This window comes from Rhodococcus sp. NPDC057529 (assembly GCF_042802055.1).
In the GTDB taxonomy this organism is placed as follows: domain Bacteria; phylum Actinomycetota; class Actinomycetes; order Mycobacteriales; family Mycobacteriaceae; genus Rhodococcus_F.
In genome coordinates this window covers 61,340-83,634 of sequence record NZ_JBHVEY010000008.1, presented here as the reverse complement: position 1 = coordinate 83,634, position 22,295 = coordinate 61,340, and the positions used below count along the sequence as shown (strand labels likewise).

Genomic DNA, 22,295 nt, shown 5'->3' with positions numbered 1-22,295 from the left:
ATTTGGGGGGGGGGGGGTACCCGGAGGGTAGGGGGAAATGGTTCGGTTTCTCCCCAGGGAAATTTCGCGGGGGGCGAAAACCCCGTTCCCTTTCCCCCCCTCGGCCGTTTCCGGAATAGGCCGAAGTGGTTGAATGTTGCAATAAGTTCATGCAAATGCATGGAGTTCTGACGCGAGAGGAACAGCTATGCAGTTCGGAATCTTCACCGTCGGCGACGTCACGGCCGATCCCACTACCGGCCGCACCCCCACCGAGCACGAGCGCATCACGGCGATGACGACCATCGCCAAGCACGCCGAGGACGTCGGACTCGACGTGTTCGCCACCGGAGAGCACCACAACCCGCCGTTCGTGCCGTCGTCGCCCACCACCATGCTGGGCTACCTCGCCGCGCAGACCGAGAAGATCATCCTGTCCACGTCCACGACGCTGATCACCACCAACGACCCGGTGAAGATCGCCGAGGACTACGCGATGCTGCAGCACCTCGCGGACGGCCGGGTGGATCTGATGATGGGCCGCGGAAATACGGCCCCCGTCTATCCGTGGTTCGGCCAGGACATCCGGCAGGGCATCCCGCTGGCGCTCGAGCACTACCGGTTGCTGCGCCGACTGTGGGACGAGGACGTCGTGGACTGGCAGGGGCAGTTCCGCACCCCGCTGCAGGGCTTCACGTCCACGCCGCGCCCGCTCGACGGGATCCCGCCGTTCGTCTGGCACGGGTCGATCCGCAGCCCGGAGATCGCCGAGATCGCTGCATTCCACGGCGACGGCTTCTTCGCCAACAACATTTTCTGGCCCAAGGAGCACTACATCGCCCTGATCAACCTCTACCGCGAGCGGTACGAGCACTACGGTCACGGTCGCGCCGACCAGGCGATCGTCGGACTGGGCGGGCAGGTGTTCATGCGCCGCAACGCCAAGGACGCCGTCGACGAGTTCCGGCCCTACTTCGACAACGCCCCGGTCTACGGTCACGGGCCGAGCCTCGAGGACTTCACGGACCAGACCCCGCTGACCGTCGGCACGCCTGAGCAGGTGATCGAGAAGACCCTGACGTTCGCCGACTTCTTCGGCGACTACCAGCGCCAGTTGTTCCTCGTCGACCACGCGGGACTTCCCCTGAAGACGGTGCTCGAGCAGCTGGACCTGCTCGGCGGCGAGGTCGTGCCCGTGCTGCGCAAGGAGTTCGCCGCCCGCAGGCCTGCCGGGGTGCCGGACAACCCGCCGACGCACGCGTCGATGAAGTCCGATCGCGAGCCGGTCGATGCCGCCCGTCAGTAGGACCGAACGGGCGGCCGAGGCGTGGGAGGCGCTGTTCCGCGCGCAGGTCGCGGTGATGCGGAACCTCGCCGCCGACGACGTGTGGGACGAGCTGAGCATGCGCGAGTACGACGTGCTGTTCACCCTCGGCCGGGCGCCCGAGCGCCGACTGCGCCTGCACGACCTCAATCGGGAGATCCTGCTCAGCCAGCCCTCGCTGAGCAGGCTCGTCGAGCGGCTGGCCGGCTCCGGGTACGTCACCAGGGAGTGCGATCCCGGCGACCGCCGCGGGACCGTCGTCGCACTGACCGCGGAGGGTGCGCGCGTGCAGAAGTCCGTCGGACGCAGGCACGCGGCGAGCATCCGGCGGCACGTGGGCCCGGCACTGTCCGACAACGAATTCGACACGCTCACCCAACTCTGCGCGAAACTGCGCGGCGCACAGGACTGACGAAAGGCACGATGGAGCAGTGAGCAATCTGGAGACGAACACGGTGGAAGAGCGGTGCGAGTCGCACCCCGACGGCGGCGGCATCCAGGTGCTCGGCGCGCGCGAGGTCCCGCTCGGCGGCCCCCGCGCGATGCCGGTCCGGCGCACCCTCCCGCAACGCGACCGTTCGCTGATCGGCGCCTGGTGCTTCGCCGACCACTACGGTCCGGACGACGTCGCGAAGACGGGCGGGATGAACGTGCCGCCGCACCCGCACACGGGACTGCAGACGGTGAGCTGGCTGTTCACCGGCGAGATCGAACACCGCGACAGCATCGGCTCGCACGCGATGGTGCGTCCCGGTGAGGTCAACCTGATGACCGCGGGGCGAGGGATCGCGCACTCCGAGGTGTCGACACCGCAGACGCGGATCCTGCACGGCGCGCAACTGTGGGTGGCGTTGCCGGCGTCGGCGCAGGACGCGGAGCCGGCATTCGAGACGTACGCGCCCGACCCGGTCGTCCGGGGCGGGGCGACGGTGCGGGTGTTCCTCGGAAGCACGGTGGGCTCCACGTCGCCGGTGCGCACGTTCACACCGCTGCTCGGTGCGGAGATCCTGCTGGAGCCGGGTGCGGATCTCACCCTCGACATCGAGCGCGGCTTCGAGGTGGGGGTGCTCGTGGACGAGGGTGAGGTGCAGCTGCGTGGGACCACGCTGCGGTGGGCGGAACTCGGCTATCAGCCGCCCGGCGAGTCGCTGGTGGTGCTGCGCAACACGGGCGGTACCCGGGCGCGGCTGCTGGTGCTCGGCGGCGAGCCGCTCGGCGAGCAGGTGATCATGTGGTGGAACTTCCTCGGCCGCAGCCATGAGGACATCGTCGGCTACCGCCGCGAGTGGCAGTCCGAACTCCGGGGTGCCGTCCCCGCCGACCCCCGGTTCGGCACGGTCGAGGGCTACGACGGTGATCCGCTGCCCGCCCCCGAACTGCCGAACAGCCGTCTGAAACCACGCGGCTGAGGGCCCCGGCCGGATCAGTAACTGGTCAGCGACGTGTTGGCGCCGCACAGCACCACGCAGAGCGGTGTGTCGCCGGCGGGGCGGAGTTGTCCGGTGACGATCGCGGCGAGCGCCGCCGCGGTGCCGTGCTCGACGACGATCCGGAATTCCTCCCACAGCAGCGTTCGCGCGTCGATCAGGGTTTCGTCGTCGACGATCAGGCTGGAGACGGGCCGCGAGCGGACCGTCTCCCAGGCGATGGACCCGATCCGGGTGGCACCGAGCGAATCGCCGGCGATGCTGTCGATGTCGATGTCCGCGGGTTCCCGGGCGGCGACCGCGGAGTGCAGCGTCGCCGCTCCGCGCGGTTCCACGCCGAAGATGCTGTCGTCCTCGCCGCTGCCGGCGATGACGCCGGCCAGCAGTCCGCCGCCGCCGACGGCGATCACATAGGAGAGCGGCTCGGCGACGTCGTCCTGGATCTCGAGTGCGATGGTGCCCGCCCCGGCGACGATGTCGGGGAGATCGTAGGCGTGCAGGGCGAGTGCGTTCGAGGACGCGGCGAGTTCCCTCGCGTACTCGGCCGCCTCGGCGTACCGGTCGCCGACCGTGCGCACGTCCGCGCCGAGCGCGATGAGCTTGTCGATCTTGACGTCGGGTGCCGTGACGGGGACGACCACCGTGCACTTCACACCACGGAGCCGTGACGCCCACGCAGCCCCGATGGCGGCGTTCCCGCCGGATGCGATGACGACGCCTGCGTCGTCGAGGCGGCCGTCCTCCTCGGCGTGCAACAGCGCGTTGAGGCTGCCCCGTACCTTGAACGAGCCGCCGTACTGCAGGAATTCGAGTTTGAAGATCACCGGCACGGCGCCGTGAACGGTGGGCACGGTGGTGCGGAACGTGGGTGTCCGCCGGATCAGGCCGGTGATGCGCTCACGCGCCCTGTCCACGGATCTGCGATCGACGGAGTCAGCCATGGTGTCATCGTGTCATCCCGCGCGCCGCGGCCGGCGCGGCTGCGTGATCGTGTCCCTCTACTCCTGATTCCGTAGCGAATCCCACGCGGCGCGCGCCAGTTCGGGCGCGACCGCGGTGGGGTCGGCCCGCTCGTCGACGCCCGGCGAGCGCCCGCAGCCAGACTTGCACGTACAGCTCTTCCTTGTTCGGGAAGTGGTGGTAGACGGCTCCCACGCTGACCCCGGCCTCGTGCCGGATGTCGGCCAGCCGGGTGCCGAGGACGCCGCGGCGGGCGAAATGGCCCTCCGCCACGTCCAGTAACAGACTCTGAATCGGCACATACCGAATCTAGTTCGGTCGCGGTCCTGGGGACAGTGAGTTCGGAGGATTCCGGCGAAGGGCGACGTCGTTCCTGAGACGATGAGGACGTGCGCACTCCGCGACAGCCCCGACGGATCCCGCCCCGGACGGGACGTCTGGTGTCCCCGCCGACCCGCCCGTTGCGACGTCCCGGTCCGCCGCCGTCGCTGCTCCACGAGTTCGAGCGAGCCGGCCTCCTCGACGGGCTCAGCGGACCGGACCGGTCCGCGCGCATGGGGGTGCTGAACACCCTCATCGAGGACGGGGCGTCGATCGACGACCTTCGCGGCGCCGCGCGCGGCGATCGCCTCGCACACCTGCTGCTCGAGCACGCGCTGTCGCCGAAGGGCCGGTACAGCATCGACGACATCGCCGGGAAGGTGGGCGTCACCGTCGACGACGCCCGCCGGTGGTTCCGGGCGATCGGCCGGGGTGCGTCGGCGGACGGCACGTTCTACGACGACGGCGACCTCGACCTCGCGCGCGGACTCGAGCAGTACCGGGATCTGGGGCTCGACGAGAGCGCCATCTTCGCCGCCGCTCGGGTCCTCGGCCGCAACCTCTGGACGGTCGCCGGCGCCGCGGACTCGCTCCTGCAGGAGCGGCTCGAGGCGTCGCGCGAACACCCCGAGGTGGCCCTGCGGTACGCGGTGGAGATGCGTCGCATCGTGGATTTCGAGGCGCAGATCCTGGCGCACCTCATCGCCACGGCTCTGCGCCATCAACTGCGGTCCGACGCGGTGGGGATCGCGGGCGACTCGAACCTCCAGGTGCGGGGTGCGCAGGACGTCGGGGTCTGTTTCGCCGAACTCGTCGGATTCACGTTGCTCGGGGAGCAGGCGGAGCCCGCCGATCTGGGCCGGGTGGCCGAGCGCCTCGACCGGGTGGCCACGGATCTGGTGTCGCCGCCGGTGCGTCTGGTGAAGACGATCGGGGACGCCGTCATGATGGTCTCGCCCGATCCCAACGCGCTGGCGCACGTCGCGCTCGACCTCGTGCAGGCCGCGCGCGCCGAGGGGCTCCCGCAGTTGCGGGCCGGGATCGCCTGGGGCACGGCGGTACCGAGCGCAGGCGACTGGTTCGGCAGGCCGGTCGCCATGGCCGGGCGCGTCGTCACGGTCGCGCCGTCCCAGGAGGTGGTCGTGACGGGGGAGTTCTACGACGAACTGGACGGCGACGAGTTCTGGGGCGAACCGGCGGGCAGTCACCGGCTCGAGGGAATCGATGCCCCACAGAAGCTTTTCGGGATCGGCCGTCGTTCCGTGGCCTGACCGGCGCGCCGCCGGAAACGTGTCGTACCCTCGCGATACGGTCATGGCACAGCTCACAGAAGCACATCGAGCGAGGCGCAACATGACTGGCGATTCGGGCGCAGACTGGCATTTCTACGCAGTGGTGGAGACCGCGGTGGACGGCGGTCACACGCTCGCCGCGTTCGGGCCGAGGCCGACGGCGCTCGACGCCCTCCGGCTGGCCGTCCATTCGGTCAACCACACCGCGTATTCGGTTCTCGAACAGGGGATTGCGGGTGATCCGCGGGCCGATGCGAGCGTCGTCGAGCGGTTGCCGATCACGTCGTTCACCATCCGGCGGCACCGCCGCAGCACGAGTGAACTCGACGCCCGCTGGATGCTGAACGGCGGCAGGCATCACCGGTAGGGGGCTATCGGGGTTCCGCGGTGAGGTAGTACTCGAGCACGGGCCCGACCCACCGCATCAGTTGTTCGTGGGTCATGCCCGCGAGGGGCGGCACCCGGAGTACGTAGCGGGAGAAGGCGAGTCCGAGGACCTGCGACCCGACGAGGGCCGCGCGCTCGTCGGCGTGATCGGCCGCGACCGCTGCGAGTGCGGGCGCCACCTGGCGGGCGAAGACCTGCAACATCGCCTCGGCGGCCCGCGGACTGCTGGCCGCCGCGCGGAGCAGGGGGAGGAACGCGCCGTCGTTCTCCCACACCGCGAAGAAGCGCGGCATCAGCACGGTCGCGAGTTCGTGCACGGGAACGTCGTGGAGGTCGGGGAGGTGCAGGTCGAATTCGGCGGCCTCGGCGAACAGCGACTCCTTGTTGGTGAAGTACCGGACCACGAGTGCGGGGTCGACGCCCACGTCCGATGCGACGGCGCGCATCGTCGTGCGTTCGTAACCGTCGGCGCCGAACCGGGCGCGGGCCGCGTCGAGGATCGCGGCGCGGGTGGCGACGGCGGAGCGGGCGCGGCGTTCGGGCATTCCCGAAGTGTAGTCAACAACTGTTGACCTGACGTCGGGATGCGTCTACCGTCAAAGTCAACAGTTGTTGACTTGCTGGGAACCTTTCGATCGGAGGCGGGCGTCATGAAGCACATCGACGTGGTGGTGATCGGCGCGGGGCCCACCGGATGCATGCTCGCGGCCGAGTTGGCGACGGCGGGCCGATCCGTGACGGTGCTCGACAAACGCGCCGCGCCGTCGACCCTCAGCCGCGCATTCGGCGTCCACGCCCGCACTCTCGAACTGCTCGACGCCCGCGGACTCGCCGACCGTCTCGTGGCCACCGGCGCCGCCTCACCGGGCCTGAAACTGTGGCGCGGCGCAGCTCTGAACCTCGGGCGCCTGCGGTCCCGCTTCCCGTACGTCCTCGTCACGCCCCAACAGAACGTCGACGCCCTCCTCGAGTCGCACGCCCGGGAGCGCGGCGCCGACTTCGTCCGGGGATTCACAGTCACCGGGGTGGAGCAGGACGGGGACGGCGTCCGCGTTCACGGCCACGACGGATCGGGACGCGACAGCACGTTCCACGCGGTGTACGCGGTCGGTGCGGACGGCGCGCACAGCGTGGTGCGGACGATGATCGGGCAACCGTTCCCGGGCAGGGCCGTACTACGGTCGATCATGCTCGCCGACGTCGAACTCGCGAACCCGCCGGACAACCTCGTGACCGTCAACGCCGTCCGCGACGGATTCGCCTTCATCGCGCCGTACGGCGACAACCTGTTTCGCGTGATCGCCTGGAACCGCCGACATCAGGTGGACGACAGCGCCCCCGTGGACCGGGAGGAACTGCGCAGCACCATCCGACTCGCGATGGGCACGGACTACGGACTCGGCGACGTGCGGTGGCAGTCGCGATTCCACAGCGACGAACGGCAGGTCCCGCAGTACCGGACGGGCCGGGTGTTCCTCGCAGGCGATGCCGCCCACGTGCATTCACCGGCAGGCGGCCAGGGGATGAACACCGGCATTCAGGACGCGATGAATCTCGGCTGGAAACTCGCGGCCGTTCTCGGCGGCGCGGACGACGCGGTGCTCGACACCTACCACTCCGAACGGCACCCGGTGGGGCGGCTGGTGCTGCGGTCGAGCGGTGCCACGATGCGCATGATGACCGTGCGGCCGTGGATTCTCCGGAAGTTGCGGAACGGCGCGGTGGCAGCGCTTCTCGGCTTTCCGCCGATCGGCGACGCGGTGGCGCGGATGTTCTCGGGTATCGGAATCGGCTACGGCCACGACGCCGGCGACAGCGCCCTGGTCGGCCGACGGGCCGAGGACGTGCCCACCGACGCCGGCCGGCTGTACGAGGTGCTGCGCTCGGGCGGATTCGTCCTGGTCACCGAGCCGGGGGTGCCTGTTCCCGGTGGCATTCACGCGGTGACCAGGACCGATGCCGGGCCCGCACTGCTCGTGCGTCCCGACGGGTATGTCGCGTGGGCGGGTGACAGTGCATCGGGGCTGTGGCGGGGTGTCCTGGAACGCTGGACCGCCCGCACCGCGATCGGGACCGGGTCGGTCAGCCGGTGACCTCCGAGTTGAAGGCTTGCGCCCGCAGGTCCCGCGCGAGGTGATCCCGCTGCTCGAGCACCAGCCGGCGCAGCGCGGCGGGCGCATCGGTGTTACTCGCGAGCCATGCGTCCGCCGCGTCGAGGTTCGTCGCGGCCGGGAACAACCCGACCACGATCCGCCGGGCGATCTCGATGCTGCGCGTCTCCCACACCGAGCGGATCGACGCGAAGTAGTCGGCGGCGTAGCTGGCAACGAGGTCGTGCCGGGCGCCTGCGCGGAACCCGGCGATGATCGCGCCGAGATGGTCGTTGGACAAGGTGCGGTCGTGGAAGATCGCGTCCCAGGCCTTCGCCTTCACGTCCGGGTCCGGTCGCGAGAACGTCGCCCGCAGGTACGCGGTGCGGCCGGAACCGGTGTCGTCGCGGCGCAGTTCACCGTCGAGGTCCGCGTCGCCGGCGTGCCCGGTGGCGGCGAGCGCGCCCCTCAGCGCCCACCGCAGGTCCGGGTCGAGCGACAACCCGGTCGGTGCCCGCCCGTCGATGTCGAGCAGCGACCGGATGTCCTCCGCGCGACTGTCGTCCACCTCGGCGGCGGCCGCCACCGTACGTGCCCAGGCGAGTTGGCTCCCCGACGCAGGCGGGGCGTCCCACAATGCACGCCACGTGTGGTCGAGCCACCCGCGGCGCGCGGCGCCGCGCGCACTCTCGGGCAGGTAGTGCTCGATCGCGTACGGGGCGTTGGCCAGCACGGACGTGAGCAGCGTCAGGTGCGATTCCGCAGGGGAGAACCGCTGGGCCATCGACAGATACCGCGTCGCGCCCAGTTCGCTGTCGCGGGTCGTGTTCCACAGCGACGACCAGATCAGGCCGCGCGCCAGCGGGTCCCGCACCCGGTCGAGGGAACGCTCGACGGTGCTCAGCGATCGTTCGTCCAACCGCACCTTCGCGTACGTCAGGTCCGCGTCGTTGAGCACCACGAGCGGCGCGTCGTCGAGGTCGATCGGAGTGCGGGCGTCCGCGAGGTCGACCTCGACCCGCTGTACACACACGAGATCGCCCGCCGCGTCGAAGTCGTAGCGTCCCACGCCGAGCCGATGTGGGCGCGGATCGGTCTGCACGATCGCGGCGCGCCCGTCGGCGTCCCGTTCCAGGCTCAGCGCCGACACCCCGGTGGTCTGCAACCAGGCGCGTGCCCAGCTCGTCAGGTCCCGGCCCGACGTCGCCGACAGCTCCGTCAGCAGATCCGTGAGAGTGGTGTTTCCGAATGCGTGGGCGCGGAAGTAGCGGCGCGCCCCCTCGAAGAACGCCTCCCGCCCGGCGTACGCGACGAGTTGCTTGAGGACACTGGCGCCCTTCGCGTACGTGATGCCGTCGAAGTTCAGTTTCGCGGCCTCGAGGTCGACGATGTCCGCGACGATCGGATGCGTCGTCGGCAACTGGTCCTGCAGGTACGCCCAGGCCTTGCGGCGGTTGGCGAAGGCCACCCACGCGTCGGTCCACCGGGTGGCCTCCGCATTGGCAAGAGCGCCCATGTAGTCGGCGAACGACTCCTTGAGCCACAGGTCGTCCCACCACACCATCGTGACGAGGTCGCCGAACCACATGTGGGCCATCTCGTGCAGGATCGTGTTCGCGCGGCCCTCGTACTGGGAATCCGTGGCGGCGCCGCGGAACACATACGCCTCGGTGAACGTCACGCAGCCCGGGTTCTCCATCGCCCCGAGGTTGTACTCGGGGACGAACACCTGGTCGTACTTGCCGAACGGGTACGGGTAGTCGAAACCGTCCGCGAAGAATCCCAGCCCCTGCCGGGTGATCTCGAAGATCGTGTCGGCGTCGAGGTGCTGCGCGAGCGACGCCCGGCAGAGGACACCCAGCGGGATCGTGAGATCGCCGCCGCTCCACTCCGAGTTCACCCGGTGGTAGGGCCCGGCCACGATCGCGGTGATGTACGTGGAGATCGGCAGGGTCGGCGCGAACGTGACGACCTGGCCGTCGGTCGTGTCCACCCGTTCGGCGATCTCCCGGTTGGAGACCACCTCCCACCCGTGCGGCGCGGTGACGACGAACGTGAACGGCGCCTTCAGGTCCGGCTGCTCGAAGCACGCGAACACCCGCCGCGCGTCCGCCGGTTCGTACTGCGTGTAGAGGTACGTCTGCCCGTCTGCCGGGTCGAGGTATCGGTGCAGGCCCTCACCGGAACGGCTGTACTCGCCGCGGGCGGCCACGGTCACGACGTTCGATTCCCGCAGCCCGCTCAACGCGATGCGGGCGCCGTCGTAGTCGACGGGGACGCTTGCTCCGTTGACCGTCACGGACTCCACGCCGGCCCCGAGGAAGTCGAGCCAGGTCGTGGACGTGCTCGCGGTGAACTCGACGGTGGTCGTGGTCGCGAACGTCCCGACCTCCGGGTCGACGGCGCCGAGGATGTCCAGTTCCACTCGATAGCCGAGAACGTCGATCGCGCGGGAACGTTCGGCGGTTTCGGCTCGGGTCAGGTTCGCGGTGCTCACGGGTCGATCCTGCCAGCCGGGCCGGTCGTCCGTGTCGCTACCGGTTGCTCAGCACGGATCCGACGCCCGCCGCGACGACGAGCGCGATCGCGGCGAGCGACTGCAGTCCGAGGACCTGCCCGAGCACGATCACCCCGGCGAGGGTCGCGGCCGCCGGTTCCAGCGCGATGAGTACGGCGAACACCTTCTTGCTCATCACCCGCAGCGCCCGCAGTTCGAGCGAGTACGGAATCACCGAGGACAGCAGGGCCACCGCCGCGCCGACGGCCAGGATCCTGGGGTCGAACAGTGCGGTGCCACCCGACACCGCGCCGAGCGGAATCGTCAGCACCGCGGCGACGATGCTCGCCCCGGCCAGGCCGTCCGCGCTGGGTACCCTCGCGGCGAGGTGGGAGCCGGCGACGATGTAGCCGGCCCAGGCCGTTCCGGCGACGAGCGCGAAGCCCACTCCCACGAGGTCGAGGGACTCGGCGCCCGAGTTCTCGCGCAGGCCGAGCAGGACCACCCCGGTCAGTGCCGCGAGCACCCACACACCGTCCTGCAGTCTCCGCGACAGCACGGCGGCGAGGGTGAGCGGACCCAGGAATTCGATGGTGACCGCCGTGCCGAGCGGGAGCCGCGCGAGTGCCTCGTAGAACGCCGAGTTCATCACGGCGAGTGCTACTCCGAGTGCGAGAACACCCTGCTGCTGTGTGCGTGTCCACCGTCGCCACCGCGGTCGCACGATCACCCCGAGGATGATCGCCGCAATCGTCAGGCGCAGGGACACGGCGCCGCCCGCGCCGACCGCATCGAACAGCGTGCTCGCGAATGCGGCACCGAACTGGACGGACAGTACCGATCCGAGGACCGAGACGACGGGGAGAAGTTGACTGCGCGGCGCGGCTGTCACGGGTGTGCGCTGCCCGGGGTCACCGGCCGGTGAAGTTCGGAGTGCGACGGTCGAGCATCGCGCCGACGGCCTCGTGATGGTCCGCGGTGTGGTGGGCGAGCGACTGCATGGCCGCCGACAGTTCGAGGTGGCTCTCGAGGCTCTGGTGACGGCCCTCGCGCAGCAGTTTCTTGGTCATTCGCAGCACCTGCGGCGGGTTGACCGCCACGCGGTCGGCGAGTGCGCGTGCCGCGTCGTGGAGTTCTCCGGGTTCGACGACCTGCGAGACGAGTCCCCATTCGAGCGCCTTCGCGGCGTCGATCGCGTCGCCGGTGAACGCCATCTCGCTGGCCCGCGCCATCCCCACGGCCTGCGGAAGGAACCAGGCGCCGCCGTCGCCGGGAACGAGTCCGACCTTGACGAAGCTCTCGGCGAACACGGCGGCCGTGGAGGCGATCCGCATGTCGCACATCAGCGACAGGTCGCAGCCGGCGCCGATCGCGGGTCCGTTGACGGCGGCGATGGTCGGCACCTCGCAGTGGTAGAGGGCGAGCGGGATGCGCTGGATGCCGTGCCGGTAGCCCTGACGCAGGTCGGCGGGGGAGCCGCCGAACATTCCCGCGCGGTCGCGCATGTGCTTGACGTTGCCGCCGGAGGAGAACGCCGAACCGGCACCGGTGACGATCGCGGCGCGCACACTGGGATCACCGTTGACCTCGGCCACCGCATTCTCGAGCGCCTCGATCACGTCCGGCTCGGAGATGGGATTACGGGCCTCCGGGCGGTTGAGCGTCCAGGTGACGATGTCGCCTTCGCGGGTGGTGAGCACGGCGTCGGTCATGGACGACTCCCTCGGGTGTGAGCGCGGATTCGAGACCGTCCCAGTCTGTCACCCGCTCAGATGCCGGTGCGCCGCACCAGTGCGTCGGTCGCGGACGGCGCGAACATGCCGAGCAGCCGGAACACTTCGGCGTAACCGGGGAGCAGTTCGATCGGGCGGGTGCGCACCGCCGTGACGAACCATTCCGCCGCCTGCTCGGGAGTCAGTGCCGCCATCGCGTCGTAGTCCGTGGTGGGCGCGATCATCGGTGTGCGGACCAACGGGAAGTCGAGGGTGGTCACCGAGATCCCGCGGTCGCGCAGTTCGGCGCCGAGGCTGCGGCCGAACGCACCGACGGCCGCCTTGGACGCGTGGTAGGCCGAGAACTTCGGCATGACCCCGGCCGGCACACCCCACGTCGCGACGTTGATGACGTGCCCCTCGCCGCGCTCGAGCATCGACGGGAGCAACTTCAGGGTCAGCCGCGTCGAGCCGAAGTAGTTGACCGCCATGGTGCGTTCGAAGTCGTGGAAGCGGTCCAGCGAGTCCTCCACGGTCCGCCGGATCGACCGTCCGGCGTTGTTGACGAGTACGTCGACGGGTCCGATCTCCCCGAGCACCCGCGCGACGAGGGCGTCGACGGACTCGGGGTCCGTGAGGTCGCACGGGACGGCGTGGGCGTCGCAACCCGACCGCAGGATGTCATCGCGCACCGACTCGAGGGCGTCGGAGCGACGGGCGACGAGGACGACCTCCGCGCCGAGGGTCGCGAGCCGGCGTGCCGCCGCTTCGCCGACGCCGGAGGAACCGCCGGTGACGAGGATCCGCTTGCCGGCGACGGTGTGGCCCGTTCCCGGGACCAGTCGGGCTGCCAGGGTGCGCGGGGTGGGGAGTGGGTTGAGCGCGGCCTGGGTGAGCATCTGTCGGATCACGTGACCAGGATGTCAGCTCGCCGAGCGAACCGCAGCCGAATAACAATCAATCGTGCTTGCTTTTTTATCGGGTCGGTGTGATGCTGGTCGCATGGCTGAACTGCAGAGGTTCATCGATGATCTGTGCGCCGAGAACGACTCGCTGGACGCGCTCGTCGCCGACCTCCCCGACACCCGCTGGGCCGATCCGACACCGGCCGAGGGCTGGACCATCGCCCACCAGATCGGGCATCTGCTGTGGACCGACGAGGCCGCGCTGCTGGCGATCACCGACCCCGACGGCTTCACCGAGCAGCTGACGGTGGCCGCCGCGAACCCCGGTGGATTCGTCGACGCCGGCGCCGCCGAACACGCCCGGCGCGCACCCGCGGAACTCCTGGCGGCGTGGCGTTCGGCGCGGAACCGACTCGCGGAGGCCCTCCTGGCGGTGCCGCCCGGGCAGAAGATCCTCTGGTACGGCCCGCCGATGAAGGCGGCGTCGATGGCGACCGCCCGGTTGATGGAGACCTGGGCGCACGGCCAGGATGTCGCCGACGCGCTCAGAGTGCCTCGCAAGCCCACCGAGCGGTTGAAGAGCATCGCCCACCTCGGCGTCCGCACCCGCGACTTCGCCTACGCCGTCAACGAACTCGCCCCGCCCGCGGAGGAGTTCCGCGTCGAACTCACCGCCCCCGACGGGGTGTCCGTCTGGACGTGGGGTCCCGAGGACGCCGCGCAGAAGGTCACCGGTCCCGCCGAGGACTTCTGCCTTCTCGTCACCCAGCGCGCGAACCGTGCCGACCTCACCCTCGAGGCCACCGGCGCGGACGCCGACGCGTGGCTGAACATCGCTCAGGCCTTCGCGGGCCCGGCGGGCGGCGGCCGTGAGGCGGGAACCCGATGACCGTGCGGATCGGCAACTGCTCCGGCTTCTACGGCGATCGTCTGTCGGCGATGCGCGAGATGCTCGAGGGCGGCGAACTCGACTACCTGACCGGCGACTACCTCGCCGAACTCACCATGCTGATCCTCGGCCGCGACCGCATGAAGGACCCGAACCGCGGCTACGCCAAGACGTTCCTGCGTCAGGCGGAGGACTGCCTCGGGTTGGCCCTCGACAGGGGAGTCCGCATCGTCGCGAACGCCGGCGGCCTCAACCCGGCCGGTCTCGCGGACGCATTGCGGGAGGTGAACGACAAGCTGGGGCTGCAGGCGAAGATCGCCCACGTCGAAGGGGACGACCTGATCGGCCGGGCCGCCGAACTGGGGCTGGGCAGCCCGCTCACCGCCAACGCCTACCTCGGCGCGTGGGGCATCGTCGAATGCCTGAACGCCGGCGCCGACGTCGTCGTCACCGGGCGGGTCACCGACGCGTCCGTGATCGTGGGCCCTGCAGCCGCGCATTTCGGCTGGCAGCGAGACGCCGTCGATCAGCTCGCCGGTGCCGTGGTGGCCGGGCACGTCATCGAGTGCGGCACGCAGGCGACGGGCGGCAACTACGCGTTCTTCACCGAGATCGACGACCTCGACCGACCCGGATTCCCGATCGCCGAGATCGACTCGGACGGGTCGTCCGTCATCACCAAGCATCCCGGCACGGGCGGCGCCGTCACCGTCGGCACCGTCACCGCGCAGTTGCTGTACGAGATCACCGGTGGCCGCTACGCCGGTCCCGACGTGACCGCGCGGATCGACACCGCCGCACTGTCACAAAACGGCCCGGACCGGGTCCGGATCAGCGGCGTCACCGGGGAGGCGCCGCCGCCGCAGCTCAAGGTGTCGCTGAACACGCTCGCCGGTTTCCGCAACGAGGCCGTGTTCGTGCTCACCGGCCTCGACATCGAGGCCAAGGCAGCGCTCGTGAAGCGGCAACTCGAGGGGTGGCTGCCCACCCGGCCCGCCGAACTCGATTGGTCGCTCGCTCGCACCGACCACACGGACGCCGACACCGAGGAGGCGGCCAGCGCGCTGCTGCGCTGCGTGGTCCGGGACCCCGACGCCAACGCCGTCGGTCGCGGATTCTCCTCCGTCGCAGTAGAAATGGCCCTCGCCAGCTACCCCGGATTCACGTTGACGGCACCGCCCGGTCAGGGGCAGCCCTACGGGGTGTTCACCCCCGGCTACGTGTACGCAAAGGAGGTGCCACACGTCGCGGTGCTGCCGGACGGTACCCGCGTCGACATCGAACCCGCCACCGACGTCCGGGAACTCGCGGACGTCGACGAGCCCGCGCTCCCGGAGCCGCGCGGCGCCGAACCCACGATCCGGATCGCGCTCGGCACCATCGCCGGGGCACGCAGCGGCGACAAGGGCGGCAACGCGAACGTCGGGGTGTGGGTGCGCACCGACGAGCAGTGGCGGTGGCTGGTCCACGCACTGACCGTCGACGAGGTGAAGCGCCTGCTCCCGGAGGCCGCCGATCTCACCGTCACGAGGTACGTGCTGCCGGAACTGCGCGCCGTCAACTTCGTGATCGAGGGAATCCTCGGGCAGGGCGTCGCGTCCCAGGCTCGGTTCGACCCGCAGGCCAAGGGCCTCGGCGAATGGCTGAGGTCCCGGCACCTCGACATACCCACAGCACTTCTACCCGAAGGGACACCGTTGTGAGCGTGTGGGACACACCGGAGCGGCAGGACCTGCGCAAGACCGTGCGCAGCTTCGTCGAACGAAAGATACTGCCCAACCTGGACGAGTGGGAGCGCGACGGCGAACTGCCCCGCACCCTCCACCGTGAGGCCGCCGAACTGGGACTGCTCGGCGCCGGCTTCCCCGAATCCGTCGGAGGTGAGGGCGGTGACCTCGTCGACGCGGTGCTGATCTGCGAGGAATTCCACCAGGCGGGTGCGTCGGGCGGTGTGTTCGCTTCCCTGTTCACGTCGGGGATCGCACTGCCGCACCTCGCCGCGGCGGGCGATCCGGACCAGATCGAGAAGTGGGTCCGCCCCACCCTGCGCGGCGAACTCATCGGCTCGCTCGCCATCACCGAACCCGGCGGCGGTTCCGACGTCGGGCACCTGCGGACCACCGCGGTCCGCGACGGCGACCACTTCGTCGTCAACGGGTCCAAGACGTTCATCACGTCCGCCGTCCGCGCCGACTTCGTGGTCACCGCCGTCCGCACCGGCGGCCCCGGCGCGTCCGGGGTCTCCCTCCTCGTGATCGAGAAGGGCACACCCGGATTCGAGGTGGCGCGCAAACTCGACAAGATGGGCTGGCGTGCGTCGGACACGGCCGAACTGTCGTTCGTCGACGCGCGGGTACCCGCCGCCAACCTCGTCGGCGAGGAGAACAGCGGGTTCGCGCAGATCGCCCAGGCCTTCCTCACCGAGCGCATCGCCCTCGCCGCGCAGGCCTACTCCAGCGCGCAGCGGTGCCTCGACCTGACGCTGCAGTGGGTACGCGACCGGGAGACGTTCGGCCGTCCCCTGATCAGCAGGCAGTCGGTGCAGAACACGGTCACCGAGATGGCCCGCCGGACCGACGTCGCCCGCGTCTACACCCGGGCGCTGGTGGAACGGTCGCTCGTGTCGAACGAGGACTTCATCGCCGAGGTCTGCTTCGCGAAGAACACCGCCGTCGAGGCGGGGGAGTGGGTGGCCAACCAGGCCGTCCAGCTGTTCGGCGGCCTCGGCTACATGCGGGAGAGCGAAGTGGAACGGCAATACCGCGACATGCGGATCCTCGGAATCGGTGGCGGCACCACCGAGATCCTGACGGGGCTCGCGGCCAAGCGATTGGGGTATCAAGCATGACCACGTTGACATCCGCCCTGGACACCGGTTCGGAGGAGTATGCCGCGGCGGCCCGGGCCATGACGGAGAAACTCGCCGAGATCGACACCGAGCACGCGAAGGCGCTCGCGGGCGGCGGCGAGAAGTACACCGAGCGGCACAAGAAGCGCGGCAAACTCCTCGCCCGGGAGCGGATCGAACTGCTCCTCGATCCGGACTCGCCGTTCCTGGAACTGTGCCCGCTCGCGGCGTGGGGCAGCGACTTCCCGGTCGGCGCCAGCACCGTGGTGGGAATCGGGGTCGTGGAAGGCGTCGAATGCCTGATCGTCGCGAACGACCCGACGGTCCGCGGCGGAACCAGCAACCCGTGGACGCTGCGGAAGGGATTCCGCGCCAACGACATCGCCCGGCAGAACCGGCTTCCCGTCATCTCCCTCGTGGAATCCGGCGGCGCCGACCTTCCCACGCAGAAGGAAGTGTTCATTCCCGGTGGGCGCATGTTCCGCGACCTCACCCAGCTGTCCGCGGCGGGCATCCCGACCATCGCCCTCGTCTTCGGCAATTCGACGGCCGGCGGCGCGTACATCCCGGGCATGTCCGATCACGTCGTGATGATCAAGGAACGGTCCAAGGTGTTCCTCGCCGGACCGCCGCTCGTCAAGATGGCCACCGGTGAGGAATCCGACGACGAAACCCTGGGCGGCGCCGAGATGCACGCCCGCAAGTCCGGTCTCGCCGACTACTTCGCCGTCGACGAGCAGGACGCCATCCGGATCGGGCGCAGCATCGTCAAACGCCTGAACTGGAAGAAACAGGGCCCGGCGCCGCGCGCGGAGGTCGTCGAACCGCTCGAGGATCCCGAGGAACTCCTGGGCATCGTCCCCGCCGACCTCAAGATCCCGTTCGACCCCCGCGAGGTCATCGCCCGCATCGTCGACGGCTCCGACTTCGACGAGTTCAAGCCGATGTACGGATCGTCCCTCGTCACCGGCTGGGCCGAGTTGCACGGGTATCCGGTGGGCATCCTCGCCAACGCGCGGGGTGTGCTGTTCAGCGAGGAATCGCAGAAGGCCACCCAGTTCATCCAGCTGGCCAACCGCTCGAACACCCCGCTGCTGTTCCTGCACAACACGACCGGCTACATGGTCGGCAAGGAGTACGAGGAAGGCGGGATGATCAAGCACGGGTCGATGATGATCAACGCCGTCTCCAACTCCACCGTCCCGCACATCTCGATCCTGCTCGGTGCGTCGTACGGCGCCGGCCACTACGGGATGTGCGGGCGCGCGTTCGACCCCCGATTCCTGTTCGCCTGGCCGAGTTCCAAATCCGCCGTGATGGGCGGCGCGCAACTGGCCGGTGTCATCTCCATCGTCAGCCGGGCCTCCGCCGAGGCGCGGGGGCAGGCGTTCGACGAAGAGGCCGACGCCGGGATGCGCGCGATGATCGAAAACCAGATCGAGGCCGAATCGGTGCCGATGTTCCTGTCCGGTCGCCTCTACGACGACGGCGTCATCGACCCGCGCGACACCCGCACCGTGGTGGGAATGTGCCTGTCGGCCATTGCCAACGCCCCGATCGAAGGCGCCGAGAACTTCGGCGTCTTCCGAATGTGAGGCACTGATGACCGACCCCGTCGCTCCGCTCGCCCCTGCCATGATCCAGTCCGTACTGGTTGCCAACCGCGCCGAGATCGCCCGCCGCATCTTCGCCACCTGCCGCCGCTCAGGCATCGGGACCGTCGCCGTGTTCTCGGACGCCGACGCACTCAGCCCGCACATCACCGAGGCCGACGCCGCGGTCCGGTTGCCGGGCAACAGTCCCGCCGACACCTACCTGCGCGGTGACCTCGTCATCGAGGCGGCGCTCCTCGCCGGTGCCGACGCCATCCACCCCGGCTACGGGTTCCTGTCCGAGAACGCGGAATTCGCGCGCGCCGTCCACGATGCGGGGCTGACGTGGATCGGACCGCCCGCGCCCGCCATCGAGATGATGGGTTCCAAGGTCGAGTCCAAGAAGTTGATGGCCGCCGCCGGGGTCCCGGTGCTGGCCGAACTCGATCCGGACGCCGTCACCGAAGCCGATCTGCCGGTGCTGGTCAAGGCGTCCGCCGGCGGCGGCGGACGTGGCATGCGCGTCGTGCGTGCACTCGCGGACCTCCCGGAACAACTGGAAGGCGCGCGGCGCGAAGCGCAGTCGGCGTTCGGCGACCCGACCGTCTTCTGCGAGCGCTACCTCGAAACGGGCAGGCACATCGAGGTCCAGGTGATGGCCGACCGGCACGGAACCGTGTGGGCGGTGGGAGAGCGCGAATGCTCCATCCAGCGCCGGCACCAGAAGGTCGTGGAGGAGGCGCCGTCGCCGCTGGTCGAGGCCGTCCCCGGAATGCGGGAGCGGCTGTTCGAGGCCGCCCGGCTCGCGGCGAAGGCCATCGACTACGAGGGGGCGGGGACGGTCGAGTTCCTGGCGACCGGACGGGCGGACACCGACGGTGGAGACTTCTTCTTTCTGGAGATGAACACCCGGCTGCAGGTGGAGCACCCGGTCACCGAATGCACCACCGGCCTCGACCTCGTGGACCTGCAACTGCAGGTGGCGTCGGGACTCGCACTCGACGCGGATTCGCCGGCCGTGTCCGGCCATTCCATCGAGGTCCGGCTGTACGCCGAAGATCCCGCGCAGAACTGGCAGCCGCAGAGCGGGCCGGTCCACCGGCTGGCGCTACCCGGCGGCGCGGCCGAATTCGACGTTCTCCGCACACCGGGCATCCGCCTCGACTCCGGTGTGGTCGACGGGTCCACCGTCGGTGTGCACTACGACCCGATGCTCGCGAAGATCATCTCGTTCGCGCCCACCCGCACGCAGGCGGCGACCCGGCTGGCGACGGCGCTGGGCCGCGCGCAGATCCACGGTCTGCGCACCAACCGCGACCTGCTGGTCAACGTGCTCCGCCACCCGGCGTTCCTCGCCGGCGACACCGACACCGCCTTCTTCGACACCCACGGGCTGGACGTGCTGGCGCAGCCGCTGGCGACGGCGGAGACCGAGCGGCTGTCGGCGCTGGCCGCGGCCCTCGCGGACGCCGCGCACAACCGGGACGTCGCGACAGTGAACTCCTCGCTGCCCAGCGGCTGGCGCAACCTGGCGTCCTCGCCGCAGTGCAAGACGTTCACCGGCACCGGCGGAGACGTCGAGATCCGGTACCTGCACACCCGGTACGGGCTGAAGGCGGAGGGTTTCGACGACATCTCACTCGTGTCCGCGACGGCACGGCACGTCGCACTGGACGTGGCGGGGCTGCGCCGCTCGTTCGAGGTGTCCCGGTACGGGGACGACGTCTTCGTCGACTCCGCGCTGGGCCCGGTGAGCCTGCACGCCGCACCGCGATTCACCGACCCGAGTGCCGTCGTCGCCGAAGGCTCGCTGCTCGCACCGATGCCGGGTTCCGTGATCCGCGTCGGCGCCGCGGTCGGTGATCCGGTGACCGCCGGTCAGCCGATCGTGTGGCTCGAGGCGATGAAGATGGAACACACGATCAAGGCGCCGGCCTCCGGTGTCCTCACCGAACTGTCCGTGACCGTCGGCACGCAGGTCGACGTGGGAACGGTCCTGGCAGTAGTCGAAGCAGCGCACGCTGAAGGAGAATCATGAGCTTCATCGAGACAGAAGAACAGAAGGAACTCCGCGCGTCCGTGTCGAGGCTCGGGGAGCGCTTCAACTACGTCGACTACGTGCTTCCGCGGGCGCGGCGCGGCGAACCGCTCACCGAATTATGGAACGAGGCGGGCAAACTCGGCTTCCTCGGCGTCAACCTCCCCGAGGAATACGGGGGCGGCGGCGCGGGCATCTACGAACTGGCGCTCGTCCAGGAGGAACTCGCCGCCCACGGCGCCGGACTTCTACTGGTTGTCGTCTCGCCCGCCATCTGCGGCACGATCATCGGCAAGTACGGCACGGCGGACCAGAAGCAGAAGTGGCTCCCCGGCCTCGCCGACGGCTCGAAGATCATGGCGTTCGGCATCACGGAGGCCGACGCGGGGTCCAACTCGCATCAGATCTCGACCACCGCGAGGCGAGACGGTGAGGACTGGCTGCTGTCGGGGAACAAGATTTACATCTCCGGTGTCGACCAGGCGGACGCCGTGCTGATCGTCGCGCGGACCGAGGACTCGAAGACCGGCAAGCTGAAGCCCGCGCTGTTCATCGTCCCCACCGACGCCGAGAATTTCGTGAAGACGCCGATGGAGATGGACATCGTCGAGCCCGACCACCAGTTCATGCTGTTCCTCGACGACGTCAGGCTGCCCGCCGACGCGCTCGTCGGCGAGGCCGATGCCGCCCTGATGCAGCTGTTCGCCGGTCTCAACCCCGAACGCATCCTCGGCGCGTCGATGGCGATCGGCATGGGCCGCTACGCGCTGGACGCCGCGGTCCGGTTCGCGAAGGAGCGCACGGTGTGGAAGGAGCCGATCGGCGCGCACCAGGGCATCTCGCATCCGCTGGCGCAGATCAAGATCGAACTCGAACTCGCCAAGCTGATGATGCAGAAGGCCGCCGTGCTGTACGACAGCGGCGACGACTTCGGCGCCGCCGAGGCCGCCAACATGGCCAAGTACGCGGCCGCCGAGGCCGGCATCAAAGCACTCGACCAGGCCGTCCAGACGCACGGCGGCGCGGGCCTGACCAAGGAATACGGTCTCGCGGCGATGCTCGGCGCGGCACGCATCGGACGCGTCGCCCCGGTGAGCAGGGAAATGGTCCTCAACTTCGTCGCCCAGCACTCGCTCGGGCTGCCGAAGTCGTACTGATGTCGAACGGACAGCACATGACCGACGTGGAAGCCGACCGGTACGTCCGGTACGAGGTGGATCGAGGATTCGCCACCCTTACCCTCGATTCACCCCACAACAGGAACGCGATCTCCGGCAGGCTCGTGGACGAACTGCTGCAGGGATTGCGGGACGCCGCCGCGGACAACGACGTCCGCGGCGTCGTCCTCACCCACACCGGCGGCACGTTCTGCGCCGGGGCGGATCTGAGCGAGACGACCGGCGACGTCGGCGCGCGCACCCGGCAGATGGCCGGACTGCTGCGCGCCATCGTCGAGTTGCCCAAACCGGTGGTCGCCCGCATCGACGGTCACGTCAGGGCCGGGGGCATGGGTCTCGTCGGTGCCTGCGACATCGCCGTCGCAGGCCCGCGCAGCACGTTCGCGCTCACCGAGGTCCGGCTGGGGCTCGCGGCGTCGATCATCTCGTTGACCGTGCTGCCCCGGATCGATTCGCGCGCCGCGAGTCGCTACTTCCTCACCGGGGAGAAGTTCGGCGCGCACGAGGCCGAGGCGATCGGGCTGATCAGTGAGTCCGCCGAGGACCCCGAGGACACCGTCGAGGAATTGCTGGACCAGTTGCGGCAGGCGTCGCCCCAGGGTCTGGCCGAATCGAAGACCTTGACGACCCGCGGTGTGCTCGCCGGCTTCGACCGCTACACCGACGAGTTGACCGCCCAGTCGGCGAGGCTGTTCGAATCCGAGGAGGCGCGGGAAGGCATGATGGCGTTTCTGCAGAAGCGGTCGCCGAGATGGGCCTCCGGCCCCGGGGGGGGGGGGGGGGGGGGGGCGAACGCGCGAACCGGCAGAAGGACGAAAGCGGGAGAGAAGAAAGGAAAAACGGCAACACAAGAAAA

General features: G+C 69.6%; 19 protein-coding genes and 1 pseudogene. 13 read left to right on the top strand and 7 right to left on the bottom strand.

What is annotated here, in order from left to right; all coding sequences use genetic code 11:
* The first annotated feature begins 187 nt into the window (after positions 1–187).
* The 3 genes from ACFU5V_RS17215 to ACFU5V_RS17205 are packed head-to-tail and all read left to right on the top strand — an operon-like array spanning position 188 to position 2,712.
* The gene (locus ACFU5V_RS17215; protein WP_378435097.1) at positions 188–1,285 is read left to right on the top strand and encodes an LLM class flavin-dependent oxidoreductase; all 1,098 of its coding nucleotides are present in this window, start codon (positions 188–190) and stop codon (positions 1,283–1,285) included.
* A complete protein-coding gene (locus tag ACFU5V_RS17210) occupies positions 1,269–1,715 on the top strand; it encodes a MarR family winged helix-turn-helix transcriptional regulator (RefSeq protein ID WP_378435099.1) in 447 nt (148 codons plus the stop codon). The genes ACFU5V_RS17215 and ACFU5V_RS17210 overlap by 17 nt, the downstream gene beginning before the upstream one ends.
* 19 nt (positions 1,716–1,734) lie before the next feature.
* Positions 1,735–2,712 (top strand): pirin family protein, encoded by a 978-nt coding sequence (locus ACFU5V_RS17205; protein ID WP_378435101.1) that lies wholly within the window; start codon positions 1,735–1,737, stop codon positions 2,710–2,712.
* A 14-nt stretch (positions 2,713–2,726) separates the two neighbouring features.
* Here the strand turns inward: ACFU5V_RS17205 and ACFU5V_RS17200 are convergent, their stop codons facing one another.
* Both ACFU5V_RS17200 and ACFU5V_RS17195 read right to left on the bottom strand, forming a co-directional pair.
* The gene (locus ACFU5V_RS17200; RefSeq protein WP_378435103.1) at positions 2,727–3,671 is read right to left on the bottom strand and encodes a serine/threonine dehydratase; all 945 of its coding nucleotides are present in this window, start codon (positions 3,669–3,671) and stop codon (positions 2,727–2,729) included.
* A 4-nt stretch (positions 3,672–3,675) separates the two neighbouring features.
* Positions 3,676–3,990, bottom strand: a complete 315-nt coding sequence (locus ACFU5V_RS17195) for a TetR family transcriptional regulator (protein ID WP_378435105.1) — start codon at positions 3,988–3,990, stop codon at positions 3,676–3,678.
* A gap of 89 nt (positions 3,991–4,079) precedes the next feature.
* Between ACFU5V_RS17195 and ACFU5V_RS17190 the strand changes: the two genes are divergently transcribed.
* Together ACFU5V_RS17190 and ACFU5V_RS17185 are read left to right on the top strand one after the other, a co-directional pair.
* Positions 4,080–5,282: an adenylate cyclase regulatory domain-containing protein gene (locus tag ACFU5V_RS17190; RefSeq protein ID WP_378700840.1), complete on the top strand. Its 1,203-nt coding sequence runs from the start codon at positions 4,080–4,082 to the stop codon at positions 5,280–5,282.
* An 82-nt stretch (positions 5,283–5,364) separates the two neighbouring features.
* Complete coding sequence (locus ACFU5V_RS17185; RefSeq protein ID WP_378435110.1) at positions 5,365–5,670, top strand: hypothetical protein; 306 nt, start codon at positions 5,365–5,367, stop codon at positions 5,668–5,670.
* 4 nt (positions 5,671–5,674) lie between these two features.
* Here the strand turns inward: ACFU5V_RS17185 and ACFU5V_RS17180 are convergent, their stop codons facing one another.
* Positions 5,675–6,235 carry a TetR family transcriptional regulator gene (locus tag ACFU5V_RS17180; RefSeq protein WP_378700838.1) on the bottom strand — a complete coding sequence of 187 codons (561 nt, stop codon included), beginning with the start codon at positions 6,233–6,235 and terminating at the stop codon, positions 5,675–5,677.
* A 105-nt stretch (positions 6,236–6,340) separates the two neighbouring features.
* Here ACFU5V_RS17180 and ACFU5V_RS17175 point away from each other — a divergent pair, with 105 nt between their 5' ends.
* Entirely contained in the window at positions 6,341–7,783 is a 1,443-nt protein-coding gene (locus ACFU5V_RS17175) for an FAD-dependent oxidoreductase (RefSeq protein ID WP_378700836.1), read from the top strand.
* Here the strand turns inward: ACFU5V_RS17175 and pepN are convergent.
* Genes pepN through ACFU5V_RS17155 form a run of 4 tightly spaced genes read right to left on the bottom strand, consistent with a single transcriptional unit; the run spans position 7,773 to position 12,900 of the window.
* On the bottom strand, positions 7,773–10,277 hold the full coding sequence (gene pepN, locus ACFU5V_RS17170) for an aminopeptidase N (RefSeq protein ID WP_378700834.1): 2,505 nt from the start codon (positions 10,275–10,277) through the stop codon (positions 7,773–7,775). The two genes, ACFU5V_RS17175 and pepN, sit on opposite strands and share 11 nt — an antisense overlap.
* A 37-nt stretch (positions 10,278–10,314) precedes the next feature.
* Positions 10,315–11,169: a DMT family transporter gene (locus tag ACFU5V_RS17165; RefSeq protein WP_378700832.1), complete on the bottom strand. Its 855-nt coding sequence runs from the start codon at positions 11,167–11,169 to the stop codon at positions 10,315–10,317.
* Positions 11,170–11,188: 19 nt separating this feature from the next.
* Positions 11,189–11,989 carry a crotonase/enoyl-CoA hydratase family protein gene (locus ACFU5V_RS17160; RefSeq protein WP_378700830.1) on the bottom strand — a complete coding sequence of 267 codons (801 nt, stop codon included), beginning with the start codon at positions 11,987–11,989 and terminating at the stop codon, positions 11,189–11,191.
* Between the two features lie 56 nt (positions 11,990–12,045).
* Positions 12,046–12,900, bottom strand: a complete 855-nt coding sequence (locus tag ACFU5V_RS17155; protein ID WP_378700828.1) for an SDR family oxidoreductase — start codon at positions 12,898–12,900, stop codon at positions 12,046–12,048.
* 91 nt (positions 12,901–12,991) lie between these two features.
* Between ACFU5V_RS17155 and ACFU5V_RS17150 the strand changes: the two genes are divergently transcribed.
* From ACFU5V_RS17150 to ACFU5V_RS17120, 7 genes and pseudogenes are all read left to right on the top strand, one after another.
* Positions 12,992–13,783 carry a TIGR03084 family metal-binding protein gene (locus ACFU5V_RS17150; protein WP_378700826.1) on the top strand — a complete coding sequence of 264 codons (792 nt, stop codon included), beginning with the start codon at positions 12,992–12,994 and terminating at the stop codon, positions 13,781–13,783.
* Positions 13,780–15,486 (top strand): acyclic terpene utilization AtuA family protein, encoded by a 1,707-nt coding sequence (locus tag ACFU5V_RS17145; RefSeq protein ID WP_378700824.1) that lies wholly within the window; start codon positions 13,780–13,782, stop codon positions 15,484–15,486. Before ACFU5V_RS17150 ends, ACFU5V_RS17145 begins: the two co-directional genes overlap by 4 nt.
* The gene (locus ACFU5V_RS17140) at positions 15,483–16,631 is read left to right on the top strand and encodes an acyl-CoA dehydrogenase family protein (RefSeq protein ID WP_378700822.1); all 1,149 of its coding nucleotides are present in this window, start codon (positions 15,483–15,485) and stop codon (positions 16,629–16,631) included. The genes ACFU5V_RS17145 and ACFU5V_RS17140 overlap by 4 nt, the downstream gene beginning before the upstream one ends.
* Positions 16,628–18,226 (top strand): acyl-CoA carboxylase subunit beta, encoded by a 1,599-nt coding sequence (locus ACFU5V_RS17135; RefSeq protein ID WP_378700820.1) that lies wholly within the window; start codon positions 16,628–16,630, stop codon positions 18,224–18,226. The genes ACFU5V_RS17140 and ACFU5V_RS17135 overlap by 4 nt, the downstream gene beginning before the upstream one ends.
* A 40-nt stretch (positions 18,227–18,266) precedes the next feature.
* A complete protein-coding gene (locus ACFU5V_RS17130) occupies positions 18,267–20,261 on the top strand; it encodes an acetyl/propionyl/methylcrotonyl-CoA carboxylase subunit alpha (RefSeq protein WP_378701129.1) in 1,995 nt (664 codons plus the stop codon).
* The gene (locus tag ACFU5V_RS17125; protein WP_378700818.1) at positions 20,258–21,418 is read left to right on the top strand and encodes an acyl-CoA dehydrogenase family protein; all 1,161 of its coding nucleotides are present in this window, start codon (positions 20,258–20,260) and stop codon (positions 21,416–21,418) included. Before ACFU5V_RS17130 ends, ACFU5V_RS17125 begins: the two co-directional genes overlap by 4 nt.
* Positions 21,418–22,215: pseudogene (locus tag ACFU5V_RS17120) on the top strand (enoyl-CoA hydratase family protein); the annotation flags it as partial. The gene ACFU5V_RS17125 and the pseudogene ACFU5V_RS17120, both read left to right, overlap by 1 nt.
* Positions 22,216–22,295: the final 80 nt, after the last annotated feature.

Coding starts and splice junctions, on each gene's coding strand:
- ACFU5V_RS17215 (WP_378435097.1), top strand. CDS start 188: ATGCAGTTCGGAATCTTCACCGTCGGCGACGTCACGGCCGATCCCACT.
- ACFU5V_RS17210 (WP_378435099.1), top strand. CDS start 1,269: ATGCCGCCCGTCAGTAGGACCGAACGGGCGGCCGAGGCGTGGGAGGCG.
- ACFU5V_RS17200 (WP_378435103.1), bottom strand. CDS start 3,671: ATGGCTGACTCCGTCGATCGCAGATCCGTGGACAGGGCGCGTGAGCGC.
- ACFU5V_RS17185 (WP_378435110.1), top strand. CDS start 5,365: ATGACTGGCGATTCGGGCGCAGACTGGCATTTCTACGCAGTGGTGGAG.
- ACFU5V_RS17180 (WP_378700838.1), bottom strand. CDS start 6,235: ATGCCCGAACGCCGCGCCCGCTCCGCCGTCGCCACCCGCGCCGCGATC.
- ACFU5V_RS17175 (WP_378700836.1), top strand. CDS start 6,341: ATGAAGCACATCGACGTGGTGGTGATCGGCGCGGGGCCCACCGGATGC.
- ACFU5V_RS17160 (WP_378700830.1), bottom strand. CDS start 11,989: ATGACCGACGCCGTGCTCACCACCCGCGAAGGCGACATCGTCACCTGG.
- ACFU5V_RS17150 (WP_378700826.1), top strand. CDS start 12,992: ATGGCTGAACTGCAGAGGTTCATCGATGATCTGTGCGCCGAGAACGAC.
- ACFU5V_RS17145 (WP_378700824.1), top strand. CDS start 13,780: ATGACCGTGCGGATCGGCAACTGCTCCGGCTTCTACGGCGATCGTCTG.
- ACFU5V_RS17135 (WP_378700820.1), top strand. CDS start 16,628: ATGACCACGTTGACATCCGCCCTGGACACCGGTTCGGAGGAGTATGCC.
- ACFU5V_RS17130 (WP_378701129.1), top strand. CDS start 18,267: ATGATCCAGTCCGTACTGGTTGCCAACCGCGCCGAGATCGCCCGCCGC.
- ACFU5V_RS17125 (WP_378700818.1), top strand. CDS start 20,258: ATGAGCTTCATCGAGACAGAAGAACAGAAGGAACTCCGCGCGTCCGTG.